The 23081-nt window shown below is 33.8% G+C and carries 27 protein-coding genes; 12 read left to right on the plus strand and 15 right to left on the minus strand.

The window, feature by feature from the left end; translation table 11 throughout:
- Nucleotides 1-26 precede the first annotated feature (26 nt).
- Together H603_RS0111470 and H603_RS17140 are read right to left on the minus strand one after the other, a co-directional pair.
- Nucleotides 27-1550, minus strand: coding sequence for a carboxypeptidase-like regulatory domain-containing protein (locus tag H603_RS0111470; RefSeq protein WP_026708741.1), 1524 nt, complete (start codon nt 1548-1550; stop codon nt 27-29).
- A gap of 76 nt (nt 1551-1626) precedes the next feature.
- The gene (locus H603_RS17140; protein ID WP_051219287.1) at nt 1627-2724 is read right to left on the minus strand and encodes a YbjQ family protein; all 1098 of its coding nucleotides are present in this window, start codon (nt 2722-2724) and stop codon (nt 1627-1629) included.
- A 245-nt stretch (nt 2725-2969) separates the two neighbouring features.
- Here H603_RS17140 and H603_RS0111480 point away from each other — a divergent pair, with 245 nt between their 5' ends.
- Nucleotides 2970-4817 carry a CocE/NonD family hydrolase gene (locus H603_RS0111480; protein ID WP_026708742.1) on the plus strand — a complete coding sequence of 616 codons (1848 nt, stop codon included), beginning with the start codon at nt 2970-2972 and terminating at the stop codon, nt 4815-4817.
- A 56-nt stretch (nt 4818-4873) separates the two neighbouring features.
- Here the strand turns inward: H603_RS0111480 and H603_RS16750 are convergent, their stop codons facing one another.
- Nucleotides 4874-5401, minus strand: a complete 528-nt coding sequence (locus H603_RS16750; RefSeq protein ID WP_316930280.1) for a GDSL-type esterase/lipase family protein — start codon at nt 5399-5401, stop codon at nt 4874-4876.
- Entirely contained in the window at nt 5284-5565 is a 282-nt protein-coding gene (locus tag H603_RS17765) for a hypothetical protein (protein WP_316930279.1), read from the minus strand. The genes H603_RS16750 and H603_RS17765 overlap by 118 nt, the downstream gene beginning before the upstream one ends.
- A gap of 208 nt (nt 5566-5773) precedes the next feature.
- On the opposite strand from H603_RS17765, the gene H603_RS0111490 reads away from it, so the two are divergent.
- Nucleotides 5774-6184, plus strand: a complete 411-nt coding sequence (locus tag H603_RS0111490; RefSeq protein WP_026708743.1) for an OsmC family protein — start codon at nt 5774-5776, stop codon at nt 6182-6184.
- 57 nt (nt 6185-6241) lie between these two features.
- Here the strand turns inward: H603_RS0111490 and H603_RS0111495 are convergent, their stop codons facing one another.
- The 4 genes from H603_RS0111495 to H603_RS0111510 form a co-directional block, all read right to left on the minus strand.
- On the minus strand, nt 6242-6691 hold the full coding sequence (locus H603_RS0111495; RefSeq protein WP_026708744.1) for a GNAT family N-acetyltransferase: 450 nt from the start codon (nt 6689-6691) through the stop codon (nt 6242-6244).
- An 11-nt stretch (nt 6692-6702) separates the two neighbouring features.
- Complete coding sequence (cysM, locus tag H603_RS0111500; RefSeq protein ID WP_026708745.1) at nt 6703-7590, minus strand: cysteine synthase CysM; 888 nt, start codon at nt 7588-7590, stop codon at nt 6703-6705.
- 1 nt (nt 7591) lies between these two features.
- Nucleotides 7592-8383, minus strand: a complete 792-nt coding sequence (gene epsC, locus H603_RS0111505; protein ID WP_026708746.1) for a serine O-acetyltransferase EpsC — start codon at nt 8381-8383, stop codon at nt 7592-7594.
- Between the two features lie 525 nt (nt 8384-8908).
- Complete coding sequence (locus tag H603_RS0111510) at nt 8909-9181, minus strand: DUF2752 domain-containing protein (protein WP_026708747.1); 273 nt, start codon at nt 9179-9181, stop codon at nt 8909-8911.
- A gap of 101 nt (nt 9182-9282) precedes the next feature.
- On the opposite strand from H603_RS0111510, the gene H603_RS0111515 reads away from it, so the two are divergent.
- Both H603_RS0111515 and H603_RS0111520 read left to right on the plus strand, forming a co-directional pair.
- Nucleotides 9283-9468, plus strand: a complete 186-nt coding sequence (locus tag H603_RS0111515; protein ID WP_026708748.1) for a hypothetical protein — start codon at nt 9283-9285, stop codon at nt 9466-9468.
- Nucleotides 9458-10009, plus strand: a complete 552-nt coding sequence (locus H603_RS0111520) for a Smr/MutS family protein (protein ID WP_026708749.1) — start codon at nt 9458-9460, stop codon at nt 10007-10009. Before H603_RS0111515 ends, H603_RS0111520 begins: the two co-directional genes overlap by 11 nt.
- A gap of 80 nt (nt 10010-10089) precedes the next feature.
- On the opposite strand, the gene H603_RS0111525 is transcribed toward H603_RS0111520, so the two are convergent.
- Nucleotides 10090-11076, minus strand: a complete 987-nt coding sequence (locus tag H603_RS0111525) for a hypothetical protein (RefSeq protein ID WP_026708750.1) — start codon at nt 11074-11076, stop codon at nt 10090-10092.
- A gap of 87 nt (nt 11077-11163) precedes the next feature.
- Here H603_RS0111525 and H603_RS0111530 point away from each other — a divergent pair, with 87 nt between their 5' ends.
- Nucleotides 11164-12291: a cysteine desulfurase family protein gene (locus H603_RS0111530; RefSeq protein ID WP_026708751.1), complete on the plus strand. Its 1128-nt coding sequence runs from the start codon at nt 11164-11166 to the stop codon at nt 12289-12291.
- Nucleotides 12292-12366: 75 nt separating this feature from the next.
- On the opposite strand, the gene H603_RS0111535 is transcribed toward H603_RS0111530, so the two are convergent.
- Genes H603_RS0111535 through H603_RS0111550 form a run of 4 tightly spaced genes read right to left on the minus strand, consistent with a single transcriptional unit; the run spans nt 12367 to nt 15221 of the window.
- Nucleotides 12367-12825, minus strand: coding sequence for a hypothetical protein (locus H603_RS0111535; RefSeq protein ID WP_026708752.1), 459 nt, complete (start codon nt 12823-12825; stop codon nt 12367-12369).
- Between the two features lie 48 nt (nt 12826-12873).
- Complete coding sequence (locus tag H603_RS0111540; RefSeq protein WP_026708753.1) at nt 12874-13308, minus strand: hypothetical protein; 435 nt, start codon at nt 13306-13308, stop codon at nt 12874-12876.
- 33 nt (nt 13309-13341) lie between these two features.
- Complete coding sequence (locus tag H603_RS0111545) at nt 13342-13884, minus strand: RNA polymerase sigma factor (protein ID WP_026708754.1); 543 nt, start codon at nt 13882-13884, stop codon at nt 13342-13344.
- A 59-nt stretch (nt 13885-13943) separates the two neighbouring features.
- Nucleotides 13944-15221, minus strand: a complete 1278-nt coding sequence (locus H603_RS0111550) for an SRPBCC family protein (RefSeq protein ID WP_026708755.1) — start codon at nt 15219-15221, stop codon at nt 13944-13946.
- A gap of 302 nt (nt 15222-15523) precedes the next feature.
- Here H603_RS0111550 and H603_RS0111555 point away from each other — a divergent pair, with 302 nt between their 5' ends.
- Together H603_RS0111555 and H603_RS0111565 are read left to right on the plus strand one after the other, a co-directional pair.
- Complete coding sequence (locus H603_RS0111555) at nt 15524-17563, plus strand: dipeptidyl-peptidase 3 family protein (RefSeq protein WP_026708756.1); 2040 nt, start codon at nt 15524-15526, stop codon at nt 17561-17563.
- A 340-nt stretch (nt 17564-17903) separates the two neighbouring features.
- Nucleotides 17904-18287, plus strand: a complete 384-nt coding sequence (locus H603_RS0111565) for a pyrophosphohydrolase domain-containing protein (protein ID WP_026708758.1) — start codon at nt 17904-17906, stop codon at nt 18285-18287.
- A 68-nt stretch (nt 18288-18355) separates the two neighbouring features.
- Here H603_RS0111565 and H603_RS0111570 read toward each other — a convergent pair whose 3' ends face one another.
- On the minus strand, nt 18356-19423 hold the full coding sequence (locus H603_RS0111570; RefSeq protein WP_026708759.1) for a branched-chain amino acid aminotransferase: 1068 nt from the start codon (nt 19421-19423) through the stop codon (nt 18356-18358).
- Nucleotides 19424-19729: 306 nt separating this feature from the next.
- Here H603_RS0111570 and mnmD point away from each other — a divergent pair, with 306 nt between their 5' ends.
- From mnmD to H603_RS0111585, 3 genes are all read left to right on the plus strand, one after another.
- Nucleotides 19730-20395, plus strand: coding sequence for a tRNA (5-methylaminomethyl-2-thiouridine)(34)-methyltransferase MnmD (mnmD, locus tag H603_RS0111575; RefSeq protein ID WP_026708760.1), 666 nt, complete (start codon nt 19730-19732; stop codon nt 20393-20395).
- Nucleotides 20396-20548: 153 nt separating this feature from the next.
- Nucleotides 20549-20746, plus strand: a complete 198-nt coding sequence (locus H603_RS0111580) for a hypothetical protein (protein ID WP_026708761.1) — start codon at nt 20549-20551, stop codon at nt 20744-20746.
- Nucleotides 20747-20934: 188 nt separating this feature from the next.
- Nucleotides 20935-21132 (plus strand): hypothetical protein, encoded by a 198-nt coding sequence (locus tag H603_RS0111585; protein ID WP_026708762.1) that lies wholly within the window; start codon nt 20935-20937, stop codon nt 21130-21132.
- Between the two features lie 6 nt (nt 21133-21138).
- Here the strand turns inward: H603_RS0111585 and H603_RS0111590 are convergent, their stop codons facing one another.
- Nucleotides 21139-22080 (minus strand): LysR substrate-binding domain-containing protein, encoded by a 942-nt coding sequence (locus H603_RS0111590; RefSeq protein ID WP_026708763.1) that lies wholly within the window; start codon nt 22078-22080, stop codon nt 21139-21141.
- 95 nt (nt 22081-22175) lie between these two features.
- Here H603_RS0111590 and H603_RS0111595 point away from each other — a divergent pair, with 95 nt between their 5' ends.
- Both H603_RS0111595 and H603_RS0111600 read left to right on the plus strand, forming a co-directional pair.
- Nucleotides 22176-22649, plus strand: a complete 474-nt coding sequence (locus tag H603_RS0111595; protein WP_026708764.1) for a Dps family protein — start codon at nt 22176-22178, stop codon at nt 22647-22649.
- A gap of 139 nt (nt 22650-22788) precedes the next feature.
- Nucleotides 22789-23073: a hypothetical protein gene (locus H603_RS0111600; protein ID WP_026708765.1), complete on the plus strand. Its 285-nt coding sequence runs from the start codon at nt 22789-22791 to the stop codon at nt 23071-23073.
- Nucleotides 23074-23081 lie beyond the last annotated feature (8 nt).

Genomic DNA, 23081 nt, shown 5'->3' on the forward strand with positions numbered 1-23081 from the left:
TGGTTAACTTTAAGTAGTACAATAGTTTAATTAATTGTTTTAAACTGTTTCATTTCTTGCATCGGTTCGATTGCGTTATATGCTTGCCAAATCTTCGGATCGTATTTCGAAATAGTTTGGTACTTAAAATCTTTCTCTTTAAAGCCAGTTACTGTAGCAGCATCAATAGGTGTGCGAGAAATATTTAAATATTCATTTTTAGTTCTCGTAGTTGTTTCCATTTTAAAATCAAGATCGAGTACATCTTTTTCACCTTTTGCCAATTCGATTAATTTTAAAGGGCGGTTAACGTAAAAATAACCACCTTCTTCTGTAGATGCATACTGTAGATAATACTTGTCGTCACTAGAGGATTTAGTATACATCATGGTCCCCTTGCTAATGTTGACACTAAACTTAATTCCGAATAGTAACTTCAAGTTAAGCCCTTCTAATCGTTCTCCGTCCTCGAGAGCATACTCTGCTCGAAGAACAGCATAGTCACCATCTGAAACATATAATTTGCCTACAAATTTGGCTTTACTTTTTCTAGGTTTAAAAGTCAGTACATAGGCGTATTCATTTTTATTAGTAAATGTAGTGCCCTCTAATGTGTACGTGTACCACTCTGGATTTTGTATAAAATCAAGCTTTTTATTGGTTAATATATTGGCCTTGCTCATAATTCTATTCAAATCACTTTTTGCTTGAGCTAACTGCTTTGTTTTTACCGTGTCTTTATTTGATTTTCTATTAAATTCCTCACTAAAAGATATGGTGTCTCGGGAGCCAATGAGTCCGCTTTTAAAACGGTAGAATTTAGTTGTATCCAGATGTTTCAACATTAACTCTTTCCCTTTTTTCTCTAAGTCTACGAGAGAAGTTGATTGCCCTTCATTTTTTAAAATCGTTGCTTTTAATACATCAAGCTTTGATGTAAAAATAAATTTTTCGCTTTTTTTAGTTTTCACCGAGTAATAATTGCAAAGCACATCAGTAAAAGAAACGGGTGGATGCGCAATTAATTTTCTAGCATAGGATTGTATGTCGTTGTTTACTTTCTCTAAAGCCACTTTTGAAAAACCGGTAGATTTATTGATTTCAACTTCAATTTTTGAAGGATCGAAATATTGCGTTGTACGATGAAATATCTTGTCTTTGTTAGCCGTTTCGCTCGTTTGATAATTGGTTTTCAAATTGGCTTTTACTGTGGCCATAATTTGGTCAGCGGTAATTTTTTCATTCGAAATAGCCACATCTTCCAACTCGTACATTGCAGGAAGCATTTTAATCGTTAGATCTTGCTTTTTTATTTGCTCTACAGTTAGCTGCTGATTTACAAACCCTAAATAAGAAACAAGAATTACCGTAGCATCCTGACTATTGTTTTCTGAAAGTGAAAAATAACCTTCACCATTAGAAACCAAATTTTCTGTGGCGTTCACACTAATATTCGCATAGGGAACCGGTTCTCCAGTCGCCGAAGCAATAATTTTTACGCGAAGGCTTTGAGCAAGTCCTATAGGCACCATCAAAATCAAAAAAAGAGAAGTAAGTAAACATTTTTTCATAAGAGCGTTTGTTATAACTAATAGACGGCAACTTAGGAAATTTGTTACAAGGTCAAGATGGGTAATAGAGTTAAATTTATCGTAAAAAATTATTAATCAATGTGATTTTTTGATCTAATAAGTCCTCTACATCAATTGCTCTAACTTCACCTTTTTTAAAGCCAACTATATCGTTAAAACATACTCCACAGTATTTTCCAATCTCCACGGAATTATTACCACATTCACAATTCCAAACCTCCTTTTCTTTGGATGATAATAATTGCTTTTTACTCGTGATTTGACCTCTCTGTTTAAAATTATTGCTGATGAATTCTTTTATAAGATATAGATTTTCAATATCTGTTTTATTATAAAAAGACTTGTCGAAAGTGGCTATTTTTAAACCAATTTTCTTTTTTTCTAATGCTGTATTATTTAATAGAGTTAAAGTTCTTTCGAAATTAAAAAGATTCAATTCCTGTACTACTTTAACTAGATATTCTGTGACTTTTTGATCTGATTCATTTTCAATAGCAGTATATAGCAATTCTATTTGTTTGTTCTCACTTAAAGCGTTCAAGTAACTTATGAAATTTTCGCTAAATGATTTATAGCCATCCATCGCCGTATCATAATTTTTTATGAGAGAAGAATTTGCGTCTATAATATATGGAAATACTTCTTCTACTTGATTTAATTTAATATAATTCCAAGTCTTGTCATCAAGGACAAGTGAGTTGTTTTTTGCCTGATCAATTATTAATAATTTAATTCTCAAATTATTAATCCTTTCAACTCCTACATTCTCAAGTTTTTCATTCGCTTTAGAATTTTCCAACTTTTTATCCTCGTCTTGAATGATGACTGCTGTTCCAATAGCAGTTAACATAAACATAGATTTTCCTTTACCAGAAATCTCATCCATATCAATGCTTAAGCCAATAATGCAATTACCACCAATCTCATACGTATTAAATTTTATTAGCTCGATTGCTTCATCATATAGTGATGATAATTGTTTTTGATAGGAATTTGATCGACCACCAAAAACATCAGTTAATCCACCTAAAAAGTCACTAAATATATTTGTTCCTGCCACAAGATGTGCTGAAACGGGTTTTAAATGTTTTACGATAGTTAGACCTTGTGTATTGGAAGTTGTTAATACTAGTATGTCTTTTAGATTTGCCATGTTACTATAGGTTTTTTATTAATTATTTAGTAAATGGAATTATACTTTTTATGAAAGAAACAACTTTCTGCTCTTAAAGTAATTTTGAAACTTTGTTATTCCATTGTCCTCAGCCACAAATTGACAACTAATTAATTATTCCTACAATACCCACTTTTAATGATATTTTAAAAAACGTTTTGGACATGCTTTAATATCGCATTATTCTAAATATCTTTACGCTTCTATTATTAGCCAATATTTACATGAAAAAACTATTATTTATTGCGTTTTTCGCAATTACAGCTACAGTTTTTGCTCAGGACACTACACCTAATACGGTAGGGGAGCACTATACTAAAAAAGAAGTCAGCATTAAAATGCGCGATGGAAATACCTTATTCACGGCAATCTATAGTCCTAAAGATACTTCAAAGAAATACCCTATCATTATGCAACGCACGCCTTACAGCTGCGCTCCCTATGGTGAGAATGAATTCAAAAAAAGCATTGGACCTAGTGAAACCATGATGAAAGAGGGGTACATTGTGGTTTACCAAGACGTACGCGGACGCTGGATGAGCGACGGCTTGTATGACAATATGCGCGCTTATATACCTAATAAAAAAGGGAAATCTCAAGTTGATGAAGCTTCAGATACTTATGACACCATTGATTGGTTAGTAAAAAACGTCGATAACAATAACGGAAATGTGGGAGTATGGGGAATTTCGTATCCGGGATTTTATTCTACCTATTCATTGTTAAGCAATCACCCGGCTTTGAAAGCAGTTTCGCCTCAAGCGTGCATAAGTGATTTCTTTTTTGATGATTTTCATCATAATGGGGCCTATTTATTGAGTTACTGGAAAGCAACACCTTTATTCGGAATTCAAAAAGCAGAGCCTACTACTAAATCATGGTACAAATTACCAGATGTAGGCACTAAAGACGATTACCAATTTTTCTTAGACGCAGGACCACTGTCTAATTTAGATAAATATTACGGTAAAGACAATGAATTTTGGCAACAATTAAAAGACCATTCTAGCTACGATGATTTTTGGCAAAAACGTGGAATATTACAACACTTAAAAGATATCAAACCTGCAGTGATGATAGTAGGAGGTTGGTTTGATGCTGAGGATTTATACGGACCTTTAAACACATATCAGGCGATCGAGAAAAGCAGTAAAAATTACAATACCATTGTAATGGGGCCTTGGAGTCATGGTGACTGGGCTAGGAATACAGCAACGGCTACAATTGGGAACATCAAATTTGGAGACAGCATTTCTAGCTTTTACCAAAAAAATATTGAAGCTAACTTTTTCCGTCATTTCTTGAAAGACAATGGAAAAGGGCAGAATAAATTACCAGAGGCTTACGTATTTGATACTGGAGCAAAAGACTGGAAAACATACGACGTTTGGCCACCAAAAAATGCCTCTAAAGAAACGATGTTTTTAAACGAAAACAAATTAACAGCACAAACTGGTACAAGCGATGCTTTTATCGAATTTGTTAGTGATCCCAAAAAACCGGTTCCGTTTACAGAAGATATCAACCAAAAAGGAATTACCCCACGTAAATATATGACAGATGACCAACGTTTTGCTGCAAGACGTCCAGATGTAGTAGTTTATGAAACACCCGTGCTAACAGACGACATGACGCTGGCTGGAGATATTTTAGCACAATTACAAGTGTCGACTTCAGGAACAGATTCTGACTGGATTGTTAAAGTAATTGATGTGTTTCCAGCTGACGAACCTGAAACTGATGAGGTGGCTCCTTATTTAAAAATGAGTAACTATCACATGATGGTACGCAGTGAAGTAATGCGCGGTCGTTTTAGAAATAGTTTTATCACTCCAGAACCGTTTGTAGCTAATCAGAAAACAGTAGTAAATGTGAAGTTACAAGATGTGATGCATACATTCAAGAAAGGACATAAAATTCAAGTGCAAATTCAAAGTACTTGGTTTCCTTTTATTGATTTGAATCCGCAAACTTTTGTAGATAATATTTTTTACGCTAAGGAAACGGATTTCAAGAAGCAAACACAAAGAGTATTTGATGATTCTAAAATCATTTTTACAGTAGTAAAATAAGCATTTTAGAATATAGTAGTTAAAGAGGAGCCCAATCACAGTCGATTGGGCTCTTTTTATTTTAGTATAAAAGCAAGGTTGATTGCACGTTGTACTATTGGTTCCATGATTTTATATCCTGCACGATTGGGATGAACGCCATCTTCGGCATATTGCAAAGGCAATCCATTATTATCATCCACCAATGCAGAAAAATAGTCTACATAAGGAATTGCATTCGCATCAGCGTAATTCATTAAGAGATCATTTAACGCCATTACTTTCATGGCTGGTTCGATTTTTTTATTCCAATTAAATGAAGCTGCTGGTAAAATCGAACATAAAATCACCTTAATATTATGGGCTTTAGCCAGATCTATCATCGAAGCAATGTTTCCTGCAACCATTGGGAGTGCTATGGGGCCTGTATTTTCGGCAATGTCGTTGATACCCGCTAGAATTACAACAACTGCTGGTTTGAGCGCAATCACATCTGATCTAAATCGCAATAGCATTTGCGAAGTCGTTTGCCCGCTGATGCCTCGGTTGATGTATTGCCGCTCCTGAAAATATTCTGGAGATTCTCTTGACCAAAACTCGGTGATAGAATCCCCATGAAAACAACCGACTTGGTAGTAAGCTCCTTTTGCAAAAGTTGTTCGTTCTCGCTTTTGTATTTATTCAAGTTTGCCCAATCTTGTGCGTGTCCTTTTTGTCCCATTCCTGCAAGTACTAATAATGTCCCTAAAAATATTTTAGCTATTTTCATTTGTCATTCTTTTTATCTATTGTAAAATATACAATGCTAAGCAAACATAGCGCTTTCGATATAAATTATAAGTCGGTCACTTTAAAATATTGAATACTGCTTGTTTAGGGATGCGTATCTCGTTTTAAATTTAAGTTAAATAAAGAGGTATCTTCACTATCTAGATTTTAAAATCTTAAATTTGAGTAAATTAAAAAACGACTAAATTATGAAAAGAAATGCAACCGCAGTTTGGGAAGGTTCTCTAAAAGAGGGCGCCGGAAAAATATCAACACAAAGTACAACATTAAATAACGCACAATATTCTTTTGGGGCTCGTTTCGAAGAAGGAGTGGGAACAAACCCTGAAGAATTGATTGCAGCAGCACACTCAGGCTGTTTTACCATGCAATTGAGCGCTTACATTACTGAGGCCGGACACGAAATAGATAATATAGAAACAAAATGCGATATCGACTTTCAGGACGGAAGCATTGTGAGCTCGCATTTAACAGTACAAGCAAAGGTAAAAGGAATTAGCGATGCTGACTTTCAGGAACTAGTTACAAAAGCAGAAACTAATTGCCCGATTTCAAAATTGCTAAATACAAAAATATCATCGACGGCAACTTTACAATAAATTGTTCATTCGATCAAAAAAGAAAGGCGTTACTAAAATCTAGTAACGCCTTATTTTTTACAAGTCTTTTCGAAAACAAATACTATCGGCAACGCCAATATATTGTCCGTAATTTTCGGTTATTACAAATCCGTTTTTCTGGTATAATGCAACAGCTTCGGGAAATTTGTGACCGGTTTCAAGAATAGCACTTGTATAACCTTCTTCGCGAGCCCAATTTTCTAATTCGATTAAAATTTTTGAAGCGATACCTTTTCCGCGCATTTGTGGATCGACATACATCCTTTTTATCTCTGCAATTTCATCTTTATAAAGTTTAAAAGCACCACATCCTACAGCAACTTCGTCTACGTAAACAACAACAGCATTTTTAATACTGTCTGTTTTGTTGAATTGAGCAAAAAAAACGTGTTCGTCGCCATCTCGTTCTTGAATGTCAATATCAAGTAGTTCTATTAATCTTTTAAAATCAATGTTGTCTGGAGTGGTTCTTACAATTTGGTTCATGGCTATACAATTTAGTCAAATAAGTCAGATGATAAATAACGGTCTCCACGGTCGCAAATAATGGCAACAATCACTCCTGATTCTAGTGTTTCGGCAATTTTAACAGCCGCGGCAACAGATCCTCCACTGCTCATTCCTGCAAATACACCTTCTTCTAGGGCCAGTCTTTTAGTCATTGCTCGTGCTTCGTCTTCGGTCACTTCGATAGTGGTATCTACTTTTGAAGCATCAAAAATCTTTGGGAGATATTCCTGAGGCCATTTTCTAATTCCTGGAATTTGTGAGCCGTCGCTAGGTTGCGCACCCACAATTTGGATGTTGCTGTTTTGCTCTTTTAAATAAGTTGAGGTTCCCATAATGGTCCCGGTTGTTCCCATTGCTGCGACAAAATGTGTTACTGTTCCCTCGGTGTCATTCCAAATTTCTGGACCAGTGGTTTTATAATGTGCTTTCCAATTATCTTCATTAGCAAACTGATTTAACATGATGTATCCGCCTTCTGCAACCTTTTTATCGGCATAATCACGCGAACCTAATATTCCTTCTTTAGCAGGCGTTAAAATCACTGTAGCGCCGTATGCTCGCATCGTTTGTGTGCGTTCCTTGGTAGAATCTTCAGGAAGCACTAGTTCAATGTCAATTCCCATTAATTGTGCAATCATAGCAAGGGCGATTCCAGTGTTTCCACTAGTGGCTTCGATCAATTTATCACCTTTTTTAATATCACCTCTTTCAAGTGCAGCAGCAATCATGTTATATGCCGCTCTGTCTTTTACGCTTCCGCCAGGATTATTTCCTTCTAATTTTAATAATAGCTTGACATTTTTATTGGCAACCAAATTGGCGCTTTCCACCAACGGTGTGTTCCCAATGAGGTTAAGTATGTTTTGAGGTTTCATATTATCGTATCTCTTTAATTTTTACTTCAGTTGTTGTCGTGTTCAATACTACAGACAAGGCAGGAATTGATTTGGTTACCCACGCATTTCCACCTACAATACTGTTTTTACCTATAGTTGTTGTTCCTCCTAGGATTGTAGCATTAGCATAGATGCAAACGCCTTCTTCAACCGTGGGGTGTCTTTTGGCATTTTTCATATCCTTGCTTACGCTAAGGGCTCCTAAAGTAACACCTTGATAAATTTTTACAAATTTTGCAATTACGGCAGTTTCCCCAATTACAATCCCAGTCGCGTGATCAATAAAAAATGGTGAAGCGATTTGGGCTCCTGCATGAATATCAGTTCCCGTAATGCGATGTGCATACTCACTCATCAATCTAGAAAATAGTAAAAGGTCGAGATTGTAAAGTACGTGACTCAAGCGGTAAATAGCAATAGCATAAAAACCAGGGTAGGCGAGATATACTTCTTCAATGCTGTTAGATGCCGGGTCATTTTCTAAAATGTACTGTGCATCATCGTTCAGCATTTGTAAAACAGCCGGAAGTTTCTCTAGGAAGTTGTCCCAGATAGAATCGCAAATACCTCTTGGCTTTTGACAAGCAATAATCGAAATTTCTTTAAATCGTCTTTCTAGCTCGTCGATACTTTCATCAAGCTCTGCGTTACTGTCAAACAAGGTGTAAAAAAGTTGCTCTGTAAAAGCTTCTGTTTTTGTTTTTATTCCGTAGTTAATTGTTGCATGCTTTTTTAAAGCACTAATATTTTGAATAATCAGCTCTTTAGTCACGATTATGAATTTGAATTGTTAATAGTAAAGTTGTATCAACACCTCAATTTGTCTTGTTTCCGCTTTCGCAAAAAGCAATCGCGTCTAAGACTACCTGATGATTTATAATCACGCCAAGTTGTTTTGAATATTGATATACTGACAAAGATATTGAACTATTTTGGATTTGCGCCTTCATCTCTAGTTGCTGTTTGCTTGATGGGAACTTTTTAACGAATGTTTACTAAAACCAACTTTTATTTCGAAAAATAGTTTCGGTTTTTTTCGAAATAATAAAGGGTGAAAAATATGATTTTGGTACGGGCTGAAGTGCTACCTTTTATCCATCAATAAGTCTTATTGTTTCGAATAAAAAGAAAATTTATGGAAGCGAAATTAAGTGAAAATTAGAATTCTTTTTTTAAGTAAACGAACTTGTTCGTTCTGGTTTGTTGTTTTCGAAAAAGTAAAATTTTAATGATAAAATATAATTGAAAATAGCTGTTAGGTTTGTTGCTATTTTTGTAGGAAATAAATAAGATGAAATTATTTGAAATAATAAGAGATGAGCATCACAATTACATTTAGTAAAGCCAAAAACACAATCACTTTTTGAGGAATAATTGACTTAGTAAAAACTCCAATTGTGAGCGAAATCAAAAATAAAACACTAGTGAAAATTGGTGGAAACATTGTGAATGCTCCTGAAATATTTCCCTTGAGAAGCAAAAAAAATGCACGTTGAAAACCACATCCCAAACAATCAAATCCAGTGAGTTTTTTAAAAAGGCAAGGAAGCATGTAGGGTTCAAAGTTCATAATGCAAAACGAATTCAATTTGAAATGGATGTGACAAAGATATTCAGAAATAAAAGGAACTATTATTAATTTGTTACTTTTGAGATCTGATAGTTAAAGATATGAAAAAGTTTATAATTCCGTTGATGATTGCAGCAATCATAGTTGCTTTTTATGAGCAAGTAAGCAACACCGGAAATGTGTATATTACCGTAATTGCGATTGTTGTTTTCATGATAGGAATGATGCAACTAAGTGCAAAAACACCAAGTAAAAATCAAGAAAAAGAAGATAAAGATGTTGAATAAAGGAGATAGTGTTTCCGTACTTGATGAAGCCATCAATGGAGTAGTGCAAGTAGTAAATGGTAGCGATGTTACCATCGAAACAGAGGATGGTTTTGTGATGACATTTAAAGTCAACGAATTGCTTAAAATAAACAATACCAGTAATTTAATGGATTCTATTAGAAGGATTAATATAGATGAAATTAAAAAGGAAAAAGAAATCCCAAAACCACGTAGTTTTGTTAAAGAACGCAAAGATCGTGGGGAAGGAATTGTTCCAGAGTTTGATTTACATATTGAGAAATTGGTTAAAAACAAAAACGGAATGTCAAACTATGATATCTTAACTTTGCAGTCTGATACGGCAAAAAGACATATTGAATTTGCTATAAAAAACCGTATCCCTAAGATCGTTTTTATTCATGGAGTTGGCGAAGGGATTCTAAAAGCAGAGTTGGATTTCATGTTAGGTCGATATGATAATATTGATTTTAAAGAAGCCAATTATCAAAAATATGGTCAAGGTGCCACCGAAGTTTTTATAAAACAAAGTACGAAGTAAACATTATTTTACTCCAAAAAAAATCCTCTTTTGTAGCAATACAAAAGAGGATTTCTTATTTATAAATGTGAGTCTATTTTCTAGTTTGTCGTGAAAAGCACGCCATAGGTATAGCTGTCACCTAATGAGAAATTATAGTTTCCGCGAGTCAATGTGGCCTTCTTTAAAACGATAGTATGCTTGAAAGTATTCGGTCCGCTTGTGGTAGTTGTAACTTCGACTATTCCTGTCAATTTTGTTCCACTTGCATCTGCCGTTCCGGCGTTAGCTAACCACTCTTGATTTAGTGTTGGAGTTGTAGGAGTCGTTGCGTTACAAAAGTAGGCGCTTGTAAGTAAATCGTCAAACAATCGGTAGGTTAATTTGTTTGTAGTTGTTCCTATTAAAGCAGTTCTAGGAGCGCCAGCTGTAGTCACTTCATTTATTAATAAAGTAGGGTCAATTGTAAAAATCATTGCCTCTGCAGTAGTGAATTTGTACAGGTCATTTGAACTATTACATTGGTTCAAATTCTTAGTTTCGTCAAACAAGAAAGGAAGTGTTGTCGCTGTAGTTTGATACGTACCAAATGTGAATGTATCGTATACTTGTGTTCCTCCTTTGCTCTTAGAGAAAGTAACATTTTTAAGAACAATTGCGTGATTGTACGCGGTAATTCTACTGCTATTTGTTGTTTCATCAACCGCTTTAGCAGCCGATTTAACTATTTGGATGGTTCCGCTTGTAGCGGTCCATTGGTCAATTACGTTGGGAGAAATGGGTGGAATCGTTTCGCAAATGTTATCTGTTGCAACGGTTCCATTATAGAATCTATAGATCACTCGATTGGTACTGCCATCTATACTTAGTTCAGTAGTAATCACATCAGAATCTTCATCAGTAAAAGTGGTAGAAGGTATGTCAAGTATAAAAGCCTCTTGATCTTTTAATTTGTAAATTAAATTATTATCAGAGCAACTTTGAGTTGTTGTAATGCTTTCAAAATCGATATCTTCTTGTATTAAATCACCATCATCACAACCATTTAGTGCTAGTACGAAGACCATTAAGCCGAGTATTTTTTTCATTGTATTTTATATTTGGTACAAAAATAGCTAAAAAAATGGCAAATGTTATTCGAGATAAGATAATTGATATTTCATAACTTTGCAGCAATGAAAAAAGTATATTTAGATAACGCGTCAACTACTGCCATTCGTCCAGAGGTCATTGATACAATGGTCGCTGTAATGGCTCAGGATTATGGTAATCCATCTTCTACGCACGGTTTTGGTCGAAATGCCAAAAGTGCGCTTGAACTTTCTCGCAAAGCGATTGCAAAAGAGCTTAATGTGAGTGCTCAGGAGATTATATTTACTTCTGGTGGTACAGAAGCAGACAACTGGGTTTTGCGCTCTGCTGTGAAAGATTTAGGGGTTAAAAGAATTATAACTACTAAGATAGAGCATCATGCCGTTTTGCACAGCGCTATGTTATTGGAAAAGGAATTTGGGGTCGAAATTGATTATGTCAATGTTAAAAAAAATGGTAGTGTTGATTATACTAATCTGGTTGAGAAATTAGCTAATCCTATTAAGTCTATAGTGAGCTTAATGCACGTAAATAACGAAACGGGAACTGTTTTAGACCTCGATCGTGTGGTTCAAATATGTAAAGAACATAGTGTATTATTTCATTCTGATACGGTGCAATCTATGGGGAAGACTCGTTTGGATTTACAAAAGACAGCAGTCGATTTTGTCATAGCTAGTGCGCACAAATTCCACGGACCCAAGGGTGTTGGTTTTGCTTATGTAAAAAAGAACTCTGGATTACAACCTATGTTGCATGGAGGCGAACAAGAAAAGGGATTGAGAGCAGGAACTGAGGCTGTGCACCAAATTGTGGGAATGGCAAAAGCACTGACTGTTTCCTATGAAAACTTAGAACAGGAGCGCAATCATATTCAAGAATTAAAAAGCTATTTAATTGCTCAGTTAAACGAAAAACTTGTGGGCTCGAAAATTAATGGAGGGGAAGCCGGTTTTTACAACATTGTCAATGTATTATTGCCTTTTTCAAAAGATAAAACTTCAATGATTTTATTTCATTTAGACATGAAAGGGATTGCTGTCTCTAGAGGTAGTGCCTGTCAAAGTGGAAGTATCAAGCCTTCTCATGTATTAGCAGAAATGCTATCGGAAGAAGATTTATCTAAGCCTAGCATCCGGATTTCACTTAGTCACTATAACACAAAAGAAGATATCGATATATTAATTGCCGCTCTTGAAGCAATGAAATAATCTATAAAAGCAACTTCTTATCTCTAATGAAGCAACAAAAAACCCTAAAATCACTTTTAGGGTTTTTTGTTTATTTTATTTTTTCTTTGCTCTATCGCGATATTGGTGCAATAATTTTCGATTAAAATCATCTTCTGCTTTTCTTAGAAGTAGGATTTTAGTAGGAGTTAGTATTTCTCTTAAGTCTTTGCTGTATTTTGTTCTCAAGGCATACAAATCTTCCTCTGAGTTTTCCATTTTATCTAATAAAGCAGCAGCTTCTTTGTCAGATAATTTGCTCATTGCTGCATCAGTAAGGTGTACTTTGCAAAGCGTCATTTTATCGTTTCTGATTTCGTATTGTTTATCATCAAAACTGTTATAAACAGGCCAGAAACGCTGTGCTTCTTTTGCGCTCAAATTAAGTTCAGTGGTGATGAAAGCAACTTTCATTGACTGTATTTGTTCTTTTTTACTTTTCGAACTACCACTTTGAGCATAAAAGCTAAAAGAGGTAAGAAGTAACACTAGTGGTATTATTTTTTTTAAACTCATTTCTCAATATTTTAATTTATCTATATAAAACACTTTTTTAAGTGGTTTTTATTCCATGATGTAATGTTCTAAATTACCATTATCTACAAGCAAATCTTCAATTGTTTCTTGTTCTAAGGTAGTTGTAGTGGTTTCATTTAAATTTTCTAAATCTTCTGTTTCCAGTGAATTTATAAGGTCGTACTGACTCACATTTGTTTGATAACTCAAGTAATTTTCTAAAGATGCTTGATCAATCTCAGCAGAAGTTGTTATCGCAGGACTTTGATTAAATATAGGTAACATTAAAGCGATCACAAACACTGCAGCAATCAAACTAATGATAGTACTACTTTTTTTGTACAACGGAATCACTTTGACCTCAGGAGTTTCATTTAAAGGTAAGTTCTGCATGAATTTTGCAGAAAAATCTTCAAAATAGTTATCTGGCGTCACAAAACCGGTTGTGATTTTTGGATTGTCTTCTAGTTTAAATTCTTTCATAACGTTAGTTTGACTGTAAAATCTATAAAAGGTTTAATCTGTTGTTAAAAAGCTTTCTATTTTTTTTACCGCATGATGGTAAGAAGCTTTCAAAGCTCCAACAGATGTTCCTAAGATTTCAGATATTTCCTCATACTTGAGTTCTTCAAAATATTTCATTTTAAAAACGAGTTGCTGTTTTTCTGGGAGTGTTGCAATAGCTTGTTGCAACTTGAGTTGGATTTCGTTTCCATCAAAGTAAACATCTGCTCTTAAGTTATCAAGTGCTTTGTCTTGTATAATTTGTGAGCTAATGCCGCTTTTTTTAGCTTTTTGATTTAAAAAACTAATTGCTTCGTTAGCTGCAATACGATACATCCACGAAAAAAGTTTACTCTCTCCTTTGAAATTCTTTAGATTCTGGAAGATTTTTACAAACGTATTCTGTAAGACATCATCTGTATCATCGTGATTCAATACAATGTTACGAATGTGATTATACAGTGGCTTTTGATAGGTAGACAGCAGCTTTTGAAACGCTACGTTTTGCGTTTTGCTGTCTAGTAATTGCTTAATAAATTCTTCTTCCTCTTGCAAGTTTGTCTTTTATAATTATTAGAATAGAATTTATTGAAAAGGTTTAATTAGGAGATAAATTAAAATTCAAATTCGTCGTCCTCAGTTACAGCTTTAGGAGCTACTTCTTTTTTAGGCGTCGCTGGAGCTACTTCTTTATCAATAACTTTTTTAGGTTTTTTAGGAACAACCTTTTTAGGAGTTACGGTATTTGGGTTTGTAGCAGTACCCACTGCCTGATTTGTATTTGCTGAGGTAGGAGCTGTTGTAGTTGTTGCAGGTTCCTGATATAATCCACCAGCGGCTGGAGAATTAATTGACTTAACTGTAGCTGGAACAATAGCTGCTGGCATAGGGATATAAACCTCTGTAACCCATTGAGAGGCATTTTTTACTTCGTTTTTATTTTTGGCATATACTTCGATGTGTGAAATCGTAGGGTTATGTACAAAATTACTTTTAGTAAACAGTGCTAGTGCTTGGTCGTAGGCTTTTTTATTATGTGAATTATCTCCAGTTAAGGTCGCTTTGACTGCTCCATAAGCTTCTATTTTAGAAGATAGAATATCACTTCCCGCACTTAAAAATATCTCATGGTCGATAGGCATACAAATGGAGATTTTTGCTAGCTGTGTTTGCAAATCATACGTATGATAAATAATAAATGGTTTCCCCACGGTGTTCACGCCATTTTGCTCACAAAAAGTTTTTATCTTAGGGATAACAATATTAAAATTCTTGTTGATTTTACTAAGTTCAGATGTAAATGTTTGACTCAAGTAATACATCATTGGTTTTTGGACCACACCATCAACTTTTACTTTAAACGTATTCACCTCATAATCTAAAGCTTTGTCTAAATTGCTCAAGCTTTTTTCATATAGACTACCTATCACTCTATTTACACCACCATTAAGCGCCGCATAAATTTTCATGGTAAAGCTCATTTTACCTTCTGTGCTCCAAGTCACCTTTGTACCACCAATAGTATCTTTAAATTTCCATGCAACTTTAGAATCTGATCCGTTAAAATTCATTTTTTGAGCGATACTGTCATTAGCTTTTACATATAATGTAGCTATTTTTCCATCACCATCTTTTGATTCCCATGAGTATGAACCACCTCTTCCTACGGTATTTGCTGGATAAGTATATGAAGTTTCGGGATCAGATAATGTCCATGAACCAAAATCACTCCAATTTTTCAAATCATTTACATAGTTGAAAACTACCTCTTTAGGAGAATTAATCACTTTGCTTCTTTCAACTTTAAAATCGCCTTTTTGAGTGGCAATAAAAATAGACAGTGCTACAACACTAAGTAATAAAAGAAGAAAAATATATTTTAGAATTCTCATAATTAAGGATTTGTTTTCAACGGTAAAGTTAGAAATTTAATTAATATGCTATACTAACCACTATAAAAATTATAAACAGGCGATTAAATCATAATTATTTGGTCCAAATGTTTGTTTTCGAATGGGTATTCGATCATAAATAAATTTTACCCAATCCTCTTTTCGAAAGAAGAATCGGCTAAAACATTCTAAAATTTAGAAATCTATAATTGCGATACTCAAAAACGGCGCTATTTTATTGTTTATTTAAAGAAACCGTATATTTGTAATTAATAGTTTATTGAATCTTAAATACCATATAAATGAAATTACAAAAAATAGCTGGGTTTATATTAACAGCTGGATTGGTAGCAGCGTGTAATACGCAAAAACCTGTCGCTGAAACTACCGCTAAAATGCAGGACGCCAAAGCCTTTGATTACGTTGTAGAGCAATTTGCAGATATTAAAGTTTTGCGCTACCAAATCCCAGGTTGGGAAAACCTAAGTTTAAAGGAGCAAAAATTAGTTTACTATTTAACACAAGCAGGAACTTCAGGTCGTGACATTATGTGGGATCAAAACTACCGCAACAACCTTAAAATTAGAAAAGCGCTTGAAAATATCTACCAAAATTATACAGGAGATAAAAAAAGTAATGATTGGACAAATTTTGAAATCTATCTAAAAAGAGTATGGTTTTCTAACGGAATTCACCACCATTACTCTAATGATAAAATCAAACCTGAGTTCAGTCCTGCTTACTTATCTGGTTTGATGAAGGCGACAAATACAGTATTAGAAGCTGACGTTGTCGACATTTTATTTAATGACATAGATGATAAAAAGGTAAATCTTGATGAGTCAAAAGGATTGTTAGCAGGGTCTGCTATCAACTTTTATGACAAAGGAATTACTCTTAAAGAAGCAGAAGATTTTTATGCTAATAAAACAAACACAGATCCTAAAAAACCACTTTCATATGGTTTGAATTCTAAATTAGTTCGTAATGCTAATGGTACACTAGAAGAAAAAGTATGGAAAAGTAATGGTATGTACGGTGCTGCCATTGATAAAATTATTTACTGGTTAGAGAAAGCTAAATCAGTTGCTGAAAATCAAAAGCAAGCAGATGCTTTAGGATTACTTATTAAGTATTATCAAAAAGGTGACTTGAGTACGTGGGATGCCTACAACATCGCTTGGCTAGATGCTACAGAAGGAAATATTGATTATATCAACAGCTTTATCGAAGTTTATAATGATCCATTAGGGTATAGAGGTTCTTACGAAGGTGTGGTTCAAATCAAAGATTTTGACATGTCTAAGAAAATGGAAGTTGTTTCTCAAAGCGCACAATGGTTTGAAGATAATTCTCCTTTAATGCCAGAACATAAAAAGAAAAATGTTGTAGGTGTTTCTTATAAAACGGTTATCGTAGCAGGGGAATCTGGAGATGCGTCTCCTAGTACGCCAATTGGTGTGAATTTACCAAACGCTGACTGGATACGTGCAGAACATGGTTCGAAGTCAGTTTCGTTAGGAAATATTATAGACGCCTATTCAAATGCTGGTGGCAAAGGGAAGTTGCAAGAATTTGCTAATGATCCTGAAGAAATCGCATTGGCTGAAAAGTATGCTGAAATTGGGGATAAGTTACACACTGCTTTGCATGAAGTAGTAGGGCACGCATCGGGTCAAATTAATGAAGGAGTGGGTACGCCTAAGGAAACTTTAAAAAGCTACGCATCCACATTAGAAGAAGGAAGGGCTGATCTAGTAGGTTTGTACTATTTGTATAACCCAAAAATTCAAGAATTAGGATTAGTTGATGACTGGAAAAAAACAGGAATGGAATCTTATGATAGTTACATTCGTAATGGATTGATGACACAATTAGTGCGCTTAGATCTAGGTGCAAATATTGAAGAAGCGCACATGAGAAACCGTCAATGGGTTAGTTCTTGGGCTTTCGAAAAAGGTAAAAACGACAACGTTATCGAAAAATTAACACGCAACGGAAAAACCTATTTTAACATTACTGATTACGAAAAACTACATGCCATCTTTGGTGAATTATTGCGTGAAGTACAACGCATTAAATCTGAAGGAGATTACGAGGCTGGAAAAGCTTTGGTTGAAAATTACGGTGTAAAAGTAGATCAAAAATTACATGCTGAGGTATTAGAGCGTAACAAGCAGTTTGCTGCAGCGCCCTACAGCGGATTTGTAAATCCAGTATTGGTTCCGAAAATGGATGCGAAAGGAAATATTATTGCGATATCGGTAGAGCAACCAAAATCTTTTGAAGAGCAAATGCTTAATTATTCTAAAGATTTTAGCTTTTTGCCATTAGAAAACTAGAAATCGTTAAATTATAGAACGTAAAAAAGTCCGCTGTAAGCGGACTTTTTTTATGATGTAATATGATATTCTAACGTTTAAAGAATATCTTGATGATAAATAAAAGACCAATAAACCCTAGAAAGGCTAGAAGTACTTTGTAATTACCTTTGTAAAAAGATTTATGAATATTAATGTCTTTTCTATAAGCTATTGTAATTGCGATCACAAAAGCAATAAAAAAACAAGCTGCAAAAATTATTTGTCCTTGACTAAACATAATGTAATTATTTTTTGCAAATTTAAGTAATTGTTTCTCAATAGTTGCTAATTTGCAGTTCCATTTATTAAAATAAAAACAATGCAGAAACAAATCAAAGCTGTTCAAGAATTTCATACCGCATATAAGTTGGGCTATAGCGAAAATCCCACTGCAAAATTGAGTGAAGCAAAAACCAACTTGCGTTATGAATTAATGAAAGAGGAAAATGAGGAGTATCTTGAAGCTGTAAAAAATAACGATTTAATAGAAATTGCCGATGCACTTGGAGATATGATGTATATTTTATGTGGTACAATAATCGAGCACGGATTGCAAGGTAAAATTGAAGCAGTCTTTGACGAAATCCAACGCAGTAACATGAGTAAATTAGGTGAAGATGGCGAACCAATTTATAGAGAAGATGGAAAAGTTTTAAAAGGACCAAATTATTCTAAACCCGATTTCTCAAAGATTCTTAAATAATTTACTAAAAATAAAAAAGCGGACTTGTACATTTGTAGAAGCCCGCTTTTTAATATAAAATAATCTAACTATACTTTTACAGTCCAACCAAAAGTGTCTTCGGTAAGTTTGTTTTGTATGTTCGTTAATTTTTCTTTTAAATGCGATGCATAGGTATCCTCTGATTTAGGCAATTCATAATATACGTCCTGGTATGAGAATCCTGAAATAGGACTTATAACTGCAGCTGTTCCTGCACCAAAAATCTCTTTTAATGTTCCTTCTTTTGCAGCAGCAACAAGTTCAGCAACTAATATTGGTCTAACTTCTACGTTGATTCCTTCGCTAGCAGCTAATTCAATCAAACTTTTTCTAGTGATTCCGTCTAATATTCTTTCGCTTGTAGGAGCTGTAAACAAAGTGTCTTTAATTCTAAAGAAAACATTCATTGTTCCTGCCTCTTCAAGCTTAGTGTGAGTTGTATCATCTGTCCAGATCACTTGTTGAAACCCTTCTTTGTTAGCTAAATTTGTAGGGTAAAATTGTGCAGCGTAGTTTCCCGCAGCTTTAGCTGCTCCAATTCCACCATTTGCAGCTCTAGAGAAGTGCTCAGCAATTAACACTTTTACTTCTCCAGCATAATATGCTTTTGCAGGAGATAATAAAATCATGAATTTATAATTGTCAGATGGGTTTGCCATTACACCTGTTCCTGTGGCAATCATGAAAGGTCTAATATATAACGAACTTCCGTTCCCCTTTTTTACCCAAGCTTCTTCTAATTTAAGTAACTCGTTCAAACCATTCATAAATACATTTTCAGGTACTGAAGGCATCGCCATACGAGTAGCAGAATTATTGAAACGTTTGAAGTTTTCGTCAGGTCTAAACAACCATACCGCATTTGCATCGTCCTTATACGCTTTCATACCTTCAAAAATAGCTTGACCATAATGAAAAACACGAGCAGATGGATCTAATAAAAACGGTGCGTAAGGCTTGATAACCGGAGTTTGCCACTCTCCATTAATATAGTCGCATTCGAATAAATGATCTGTAAACACAGAACCGAAAGTTAAATTATCAAAATCTACATCATTTATCTTAGTAGTCGCTGCTTTTGTAATTTGGATTTGCTGATTTTGAGAGGTACTCATAATAATATTTATTTGTTTAGTTCGTAGTTTGAGTTATAGTAGGTAACTGCAGTTTATAACGCGTAAAGACTGCTTTTGTCTAAATGCAAAATTAAGTAAAAATCAGTAAAATCCTTGCCAAAACAACATTAAAAAGTGGCTTTATTTGTGTTTTGTTCATATTATAATAAACTAATATAAATTACTACGTTTTATGTTAATTATACAATATTATCAGGATTATTTTAAAGTAACTGTGGCTGTTTTTACTTATTTTTGAAGGCGTGTAATCATTATGTCATGTTTTGCATATTTTAAATTATTATTTTGAAAAGAGAAATTATACAAACATCAGATGGTTCAACGACCATTCACATACCAGAATGGAAAGAATCATACCATTCTAAACACGGTGCAATTCAAGAAGCAAATCATGTCTTTATAAAAAACGGTCTTTCTTTATTCGAAGGAAAAGATATCGCCATTATGGAAATTGGTTTTGGAACTGGACTAAATGCCTTTATTACTTTTCTAGAATCCAGCAAATTAAAGCAAAATATCGATTATGTTGGAGTAGAGGCGTATCCTGTGTCGAATGAAGAACTCGCGGCTATGAATTACGTAGCCGAGTTAGGAGTTACTAGCCAACAATCCATATTTAATTTAATGCATCAGTCAAATTGGGAGGAAAAATGTATTATTGATGGTCATTTTGATTTAACAAAAAGGAAGCAGTTTTTTGACGATATTGTTGATGAAAACTACTTTGATTTAATTTATTTTGATGCTTTTGGTTATCATGTTCAACCTGATTTATGGAGTACTGAAATTTTTAGAAAAATGTACAGTGCTCTTAAGGATAATGGAGTGTTAGTTACTTATGCAGCACGCGGTGTAGTAAAAAGAAGCATGATAGAAGTGGGCTTTACAGTCGAAAAATTAGCAGGTCCTCCAGGAAAAAGAGAGATGTTTAGAGCGACAAAGAAAATTTAGGAATTCTTCACAATTATTTAGCTTTTAAGGGTTTAATTTATCACAATGTAATATTTATCAAAAAATAACGTTAAATTCGTACCATACATTTTGTAAATGGCCTATTTTTACGTCATACAAAATCAAATAAATAACCTAAAATTCTTTTTTATTATGTCTAAAATAATGTTTGATTACACGAAATCTATATTAGAAAGAGTTAGTTTTGATCCTATTCTTTTTTGCAAAGAATTAGAAAAGGCTATTAAAACGCTATTGCCATATGAAATCGAACAATTAAGAGAATGGTTATTCGACTTCACTGTAGAAAAACCAGAACTAAAACAATGTCTACTTATCGTTAATTCATAAAAAAAAGGGAGCTCATTTGAGTTCCCTTTTTTATTGTTTTTATAATATTAATAATTACTTGTCAACTTTTAATAATGGCAATCTGTCGTTACTTAACAGTATTTTGGCTTATTCTTTAGAGAATATAAGTGAGATATCCTTAAATTTAGCAAGTAGAATTTAATAACAACCTTTTCAAACAAAGTAACATGTCTAGATTAATTTATTTTTATACTAAAGAGTCACTTGAAAAAGTAAGCGTAAATCCTGAGAAATTTTCCAAAGTATTAAAAAAAGCAGTAAAAAATTTACTGCCTTACGAAATGGAACATCTTGAAAATTGGTTAAATTTTTACACTAAGAAGAAACCAGAATTAAAACCATGTTTAATTCATATTAAAAAGTAATTTGAATTATTTTTTAGGTAAAGGACTAATCACCTCTATATTTTGAAAGACAATGGCTCCTTTTATCACTCCTGCGATGGTGCTTCTCAATGCATCGATTATCTGAATTTTCAATTCGCTCTTAGGGTAAATTAAACTAACTTCTCTAGCTGGTTTGGGTTCTTTAAAGTGTCTAAGTTTTAATTTATCAGACTCTTTTAAGTCTAAAGTATGTAGGAATGGCAACAGGGTGGTTCCTAATCCTTCATCGGCTAATTTCACGAGTGTTTCAAAGCTACCACTTTCAATCTGGAAATGAGTAAATTCATTTTTAGGATCGTTTTTACAAAGATTTAAAATTCCGTCTCTAAAACAATGTCCATCTTGTAGAAGCAGTATCTCATCTGGATTTAAATCTGAAACTTCTAACTCCTTCTTATCAAAATGTTCATGACCATTAGGGATGTAAGCCATAAATGGTTCAAAATAGAGCACAATTTCCTTGATTTTATCCTCTAATAATGGTGTTGCAGCAATTGCGGCATCAAGATGACCATTGTTCAATTTTATAATAATTTCTTCAGTGTTTAACTCTTCGATAATTAATTTAACCTTAGGATACTTTTTTATAAAATTGTTTAAAAACATTGGAAGTAGCGTAGGCATAATCGTTGGGATAATTCCTAATCTAAATTCGCCTCCTATGAAACCTTTTTGTTGTTCCACAATATCTTGAATACGATCTGCTTCATTAACAATATTCTTGGCTTGGTTTACAATCTTTTGTCCAATGTCTGTAAGCTGGACTGGTTTTTTCGTTCGATCAAAAATTAAGATACTTAGCTCGTCTTCAATTTTCTGAATTTGCATACTTAACGTTGGCTGTGTAACAAAACACTTTTCTGCCGCCAAAGTAAAGTTTTTATGTTCAGCTACTGCGAGAACATATTTAAGTTGTGTTATTGTCATGTATAGTATTTTTTGATACAAATATAAAAACAATCAATTTAGTTTATAGTATACCAACACTATAAATTCAGTAAATTTGTATAAAAATTAGCGATATGAAAACAAATATTTTAGGATTACCAGTAAAAGAAACAGAAGCAACAGTAAAAGAATTGAATACTCTATTATCAAATTTTCAAGTCTATTACCAAAACTTGAGAGGTATACATTGGAATATTAGAGGAAAACGCTTCTTTGATTTACACGTGAAATTTGAGGAACTTTATAATGATTCACAGTTAAAGATTGATTTAATTGCCGAACGCGTATTAACGTTAGGAGGGACTCCATTGCACACATTTGAGGATTACATTGCCCACAACCAGTTAACAGTAGGTAAAAATGTATCTAATGATGAAAAAGCAATTCATTTAATTGTTTCATCGTTGTCATCTTTACTTAAAATCGAACGCACAATTTTAGACCATGCGGGAGCAATCAATGATGAAGGTACAAACAGCATGATGAGTGATTTCATAGCAGAACAAGAAAAAACGATCTGGATGATGCAAGCTTGGTTAGAAGAATAAATTACTGTTTCATAGTAATTATATAAGCCACAAATAGTTAATGTTATTTGTGGCTTTTTTTGTTTTGATAATGTTAAATTTTTATAAATTTAGTTACCGTTTTTTTTAATTTACTCACATATACTATATTTTTGTGGTAATGAAAATAATTGCTCGCATATTTTTACTACTCTTCATTGCTTTTCTAGCTGTGCCTCCTATTGTCACAATTATTGAAAAGTCTTGCGATACTTCTATGTTTTTTGGTCTATCGGAAGAAGAGCATACTCAAAAAGAGGTGAAGGTTTTTGCATATTATGAAGAAGTGACTAAAACACACGTAGTTGCAGTAGTTAATAAAACAAGTCTCATACTCTCAGAGAACTTGTCTAAACATGATAAAATTACCCCAAGAATCTTTTCTCCGCCTCCTGACGTGGCATAGTACATACT

The organism is Flavobacterium frigidarium DSM 17623, assembly GCF_000425505.1.
GTDB lineage: Bacteria > Bacteroidota > Bacteroidia > Flavobacteriales > Flavobacteriaceae > Flavobacterium > Flavobacterium frigidarium.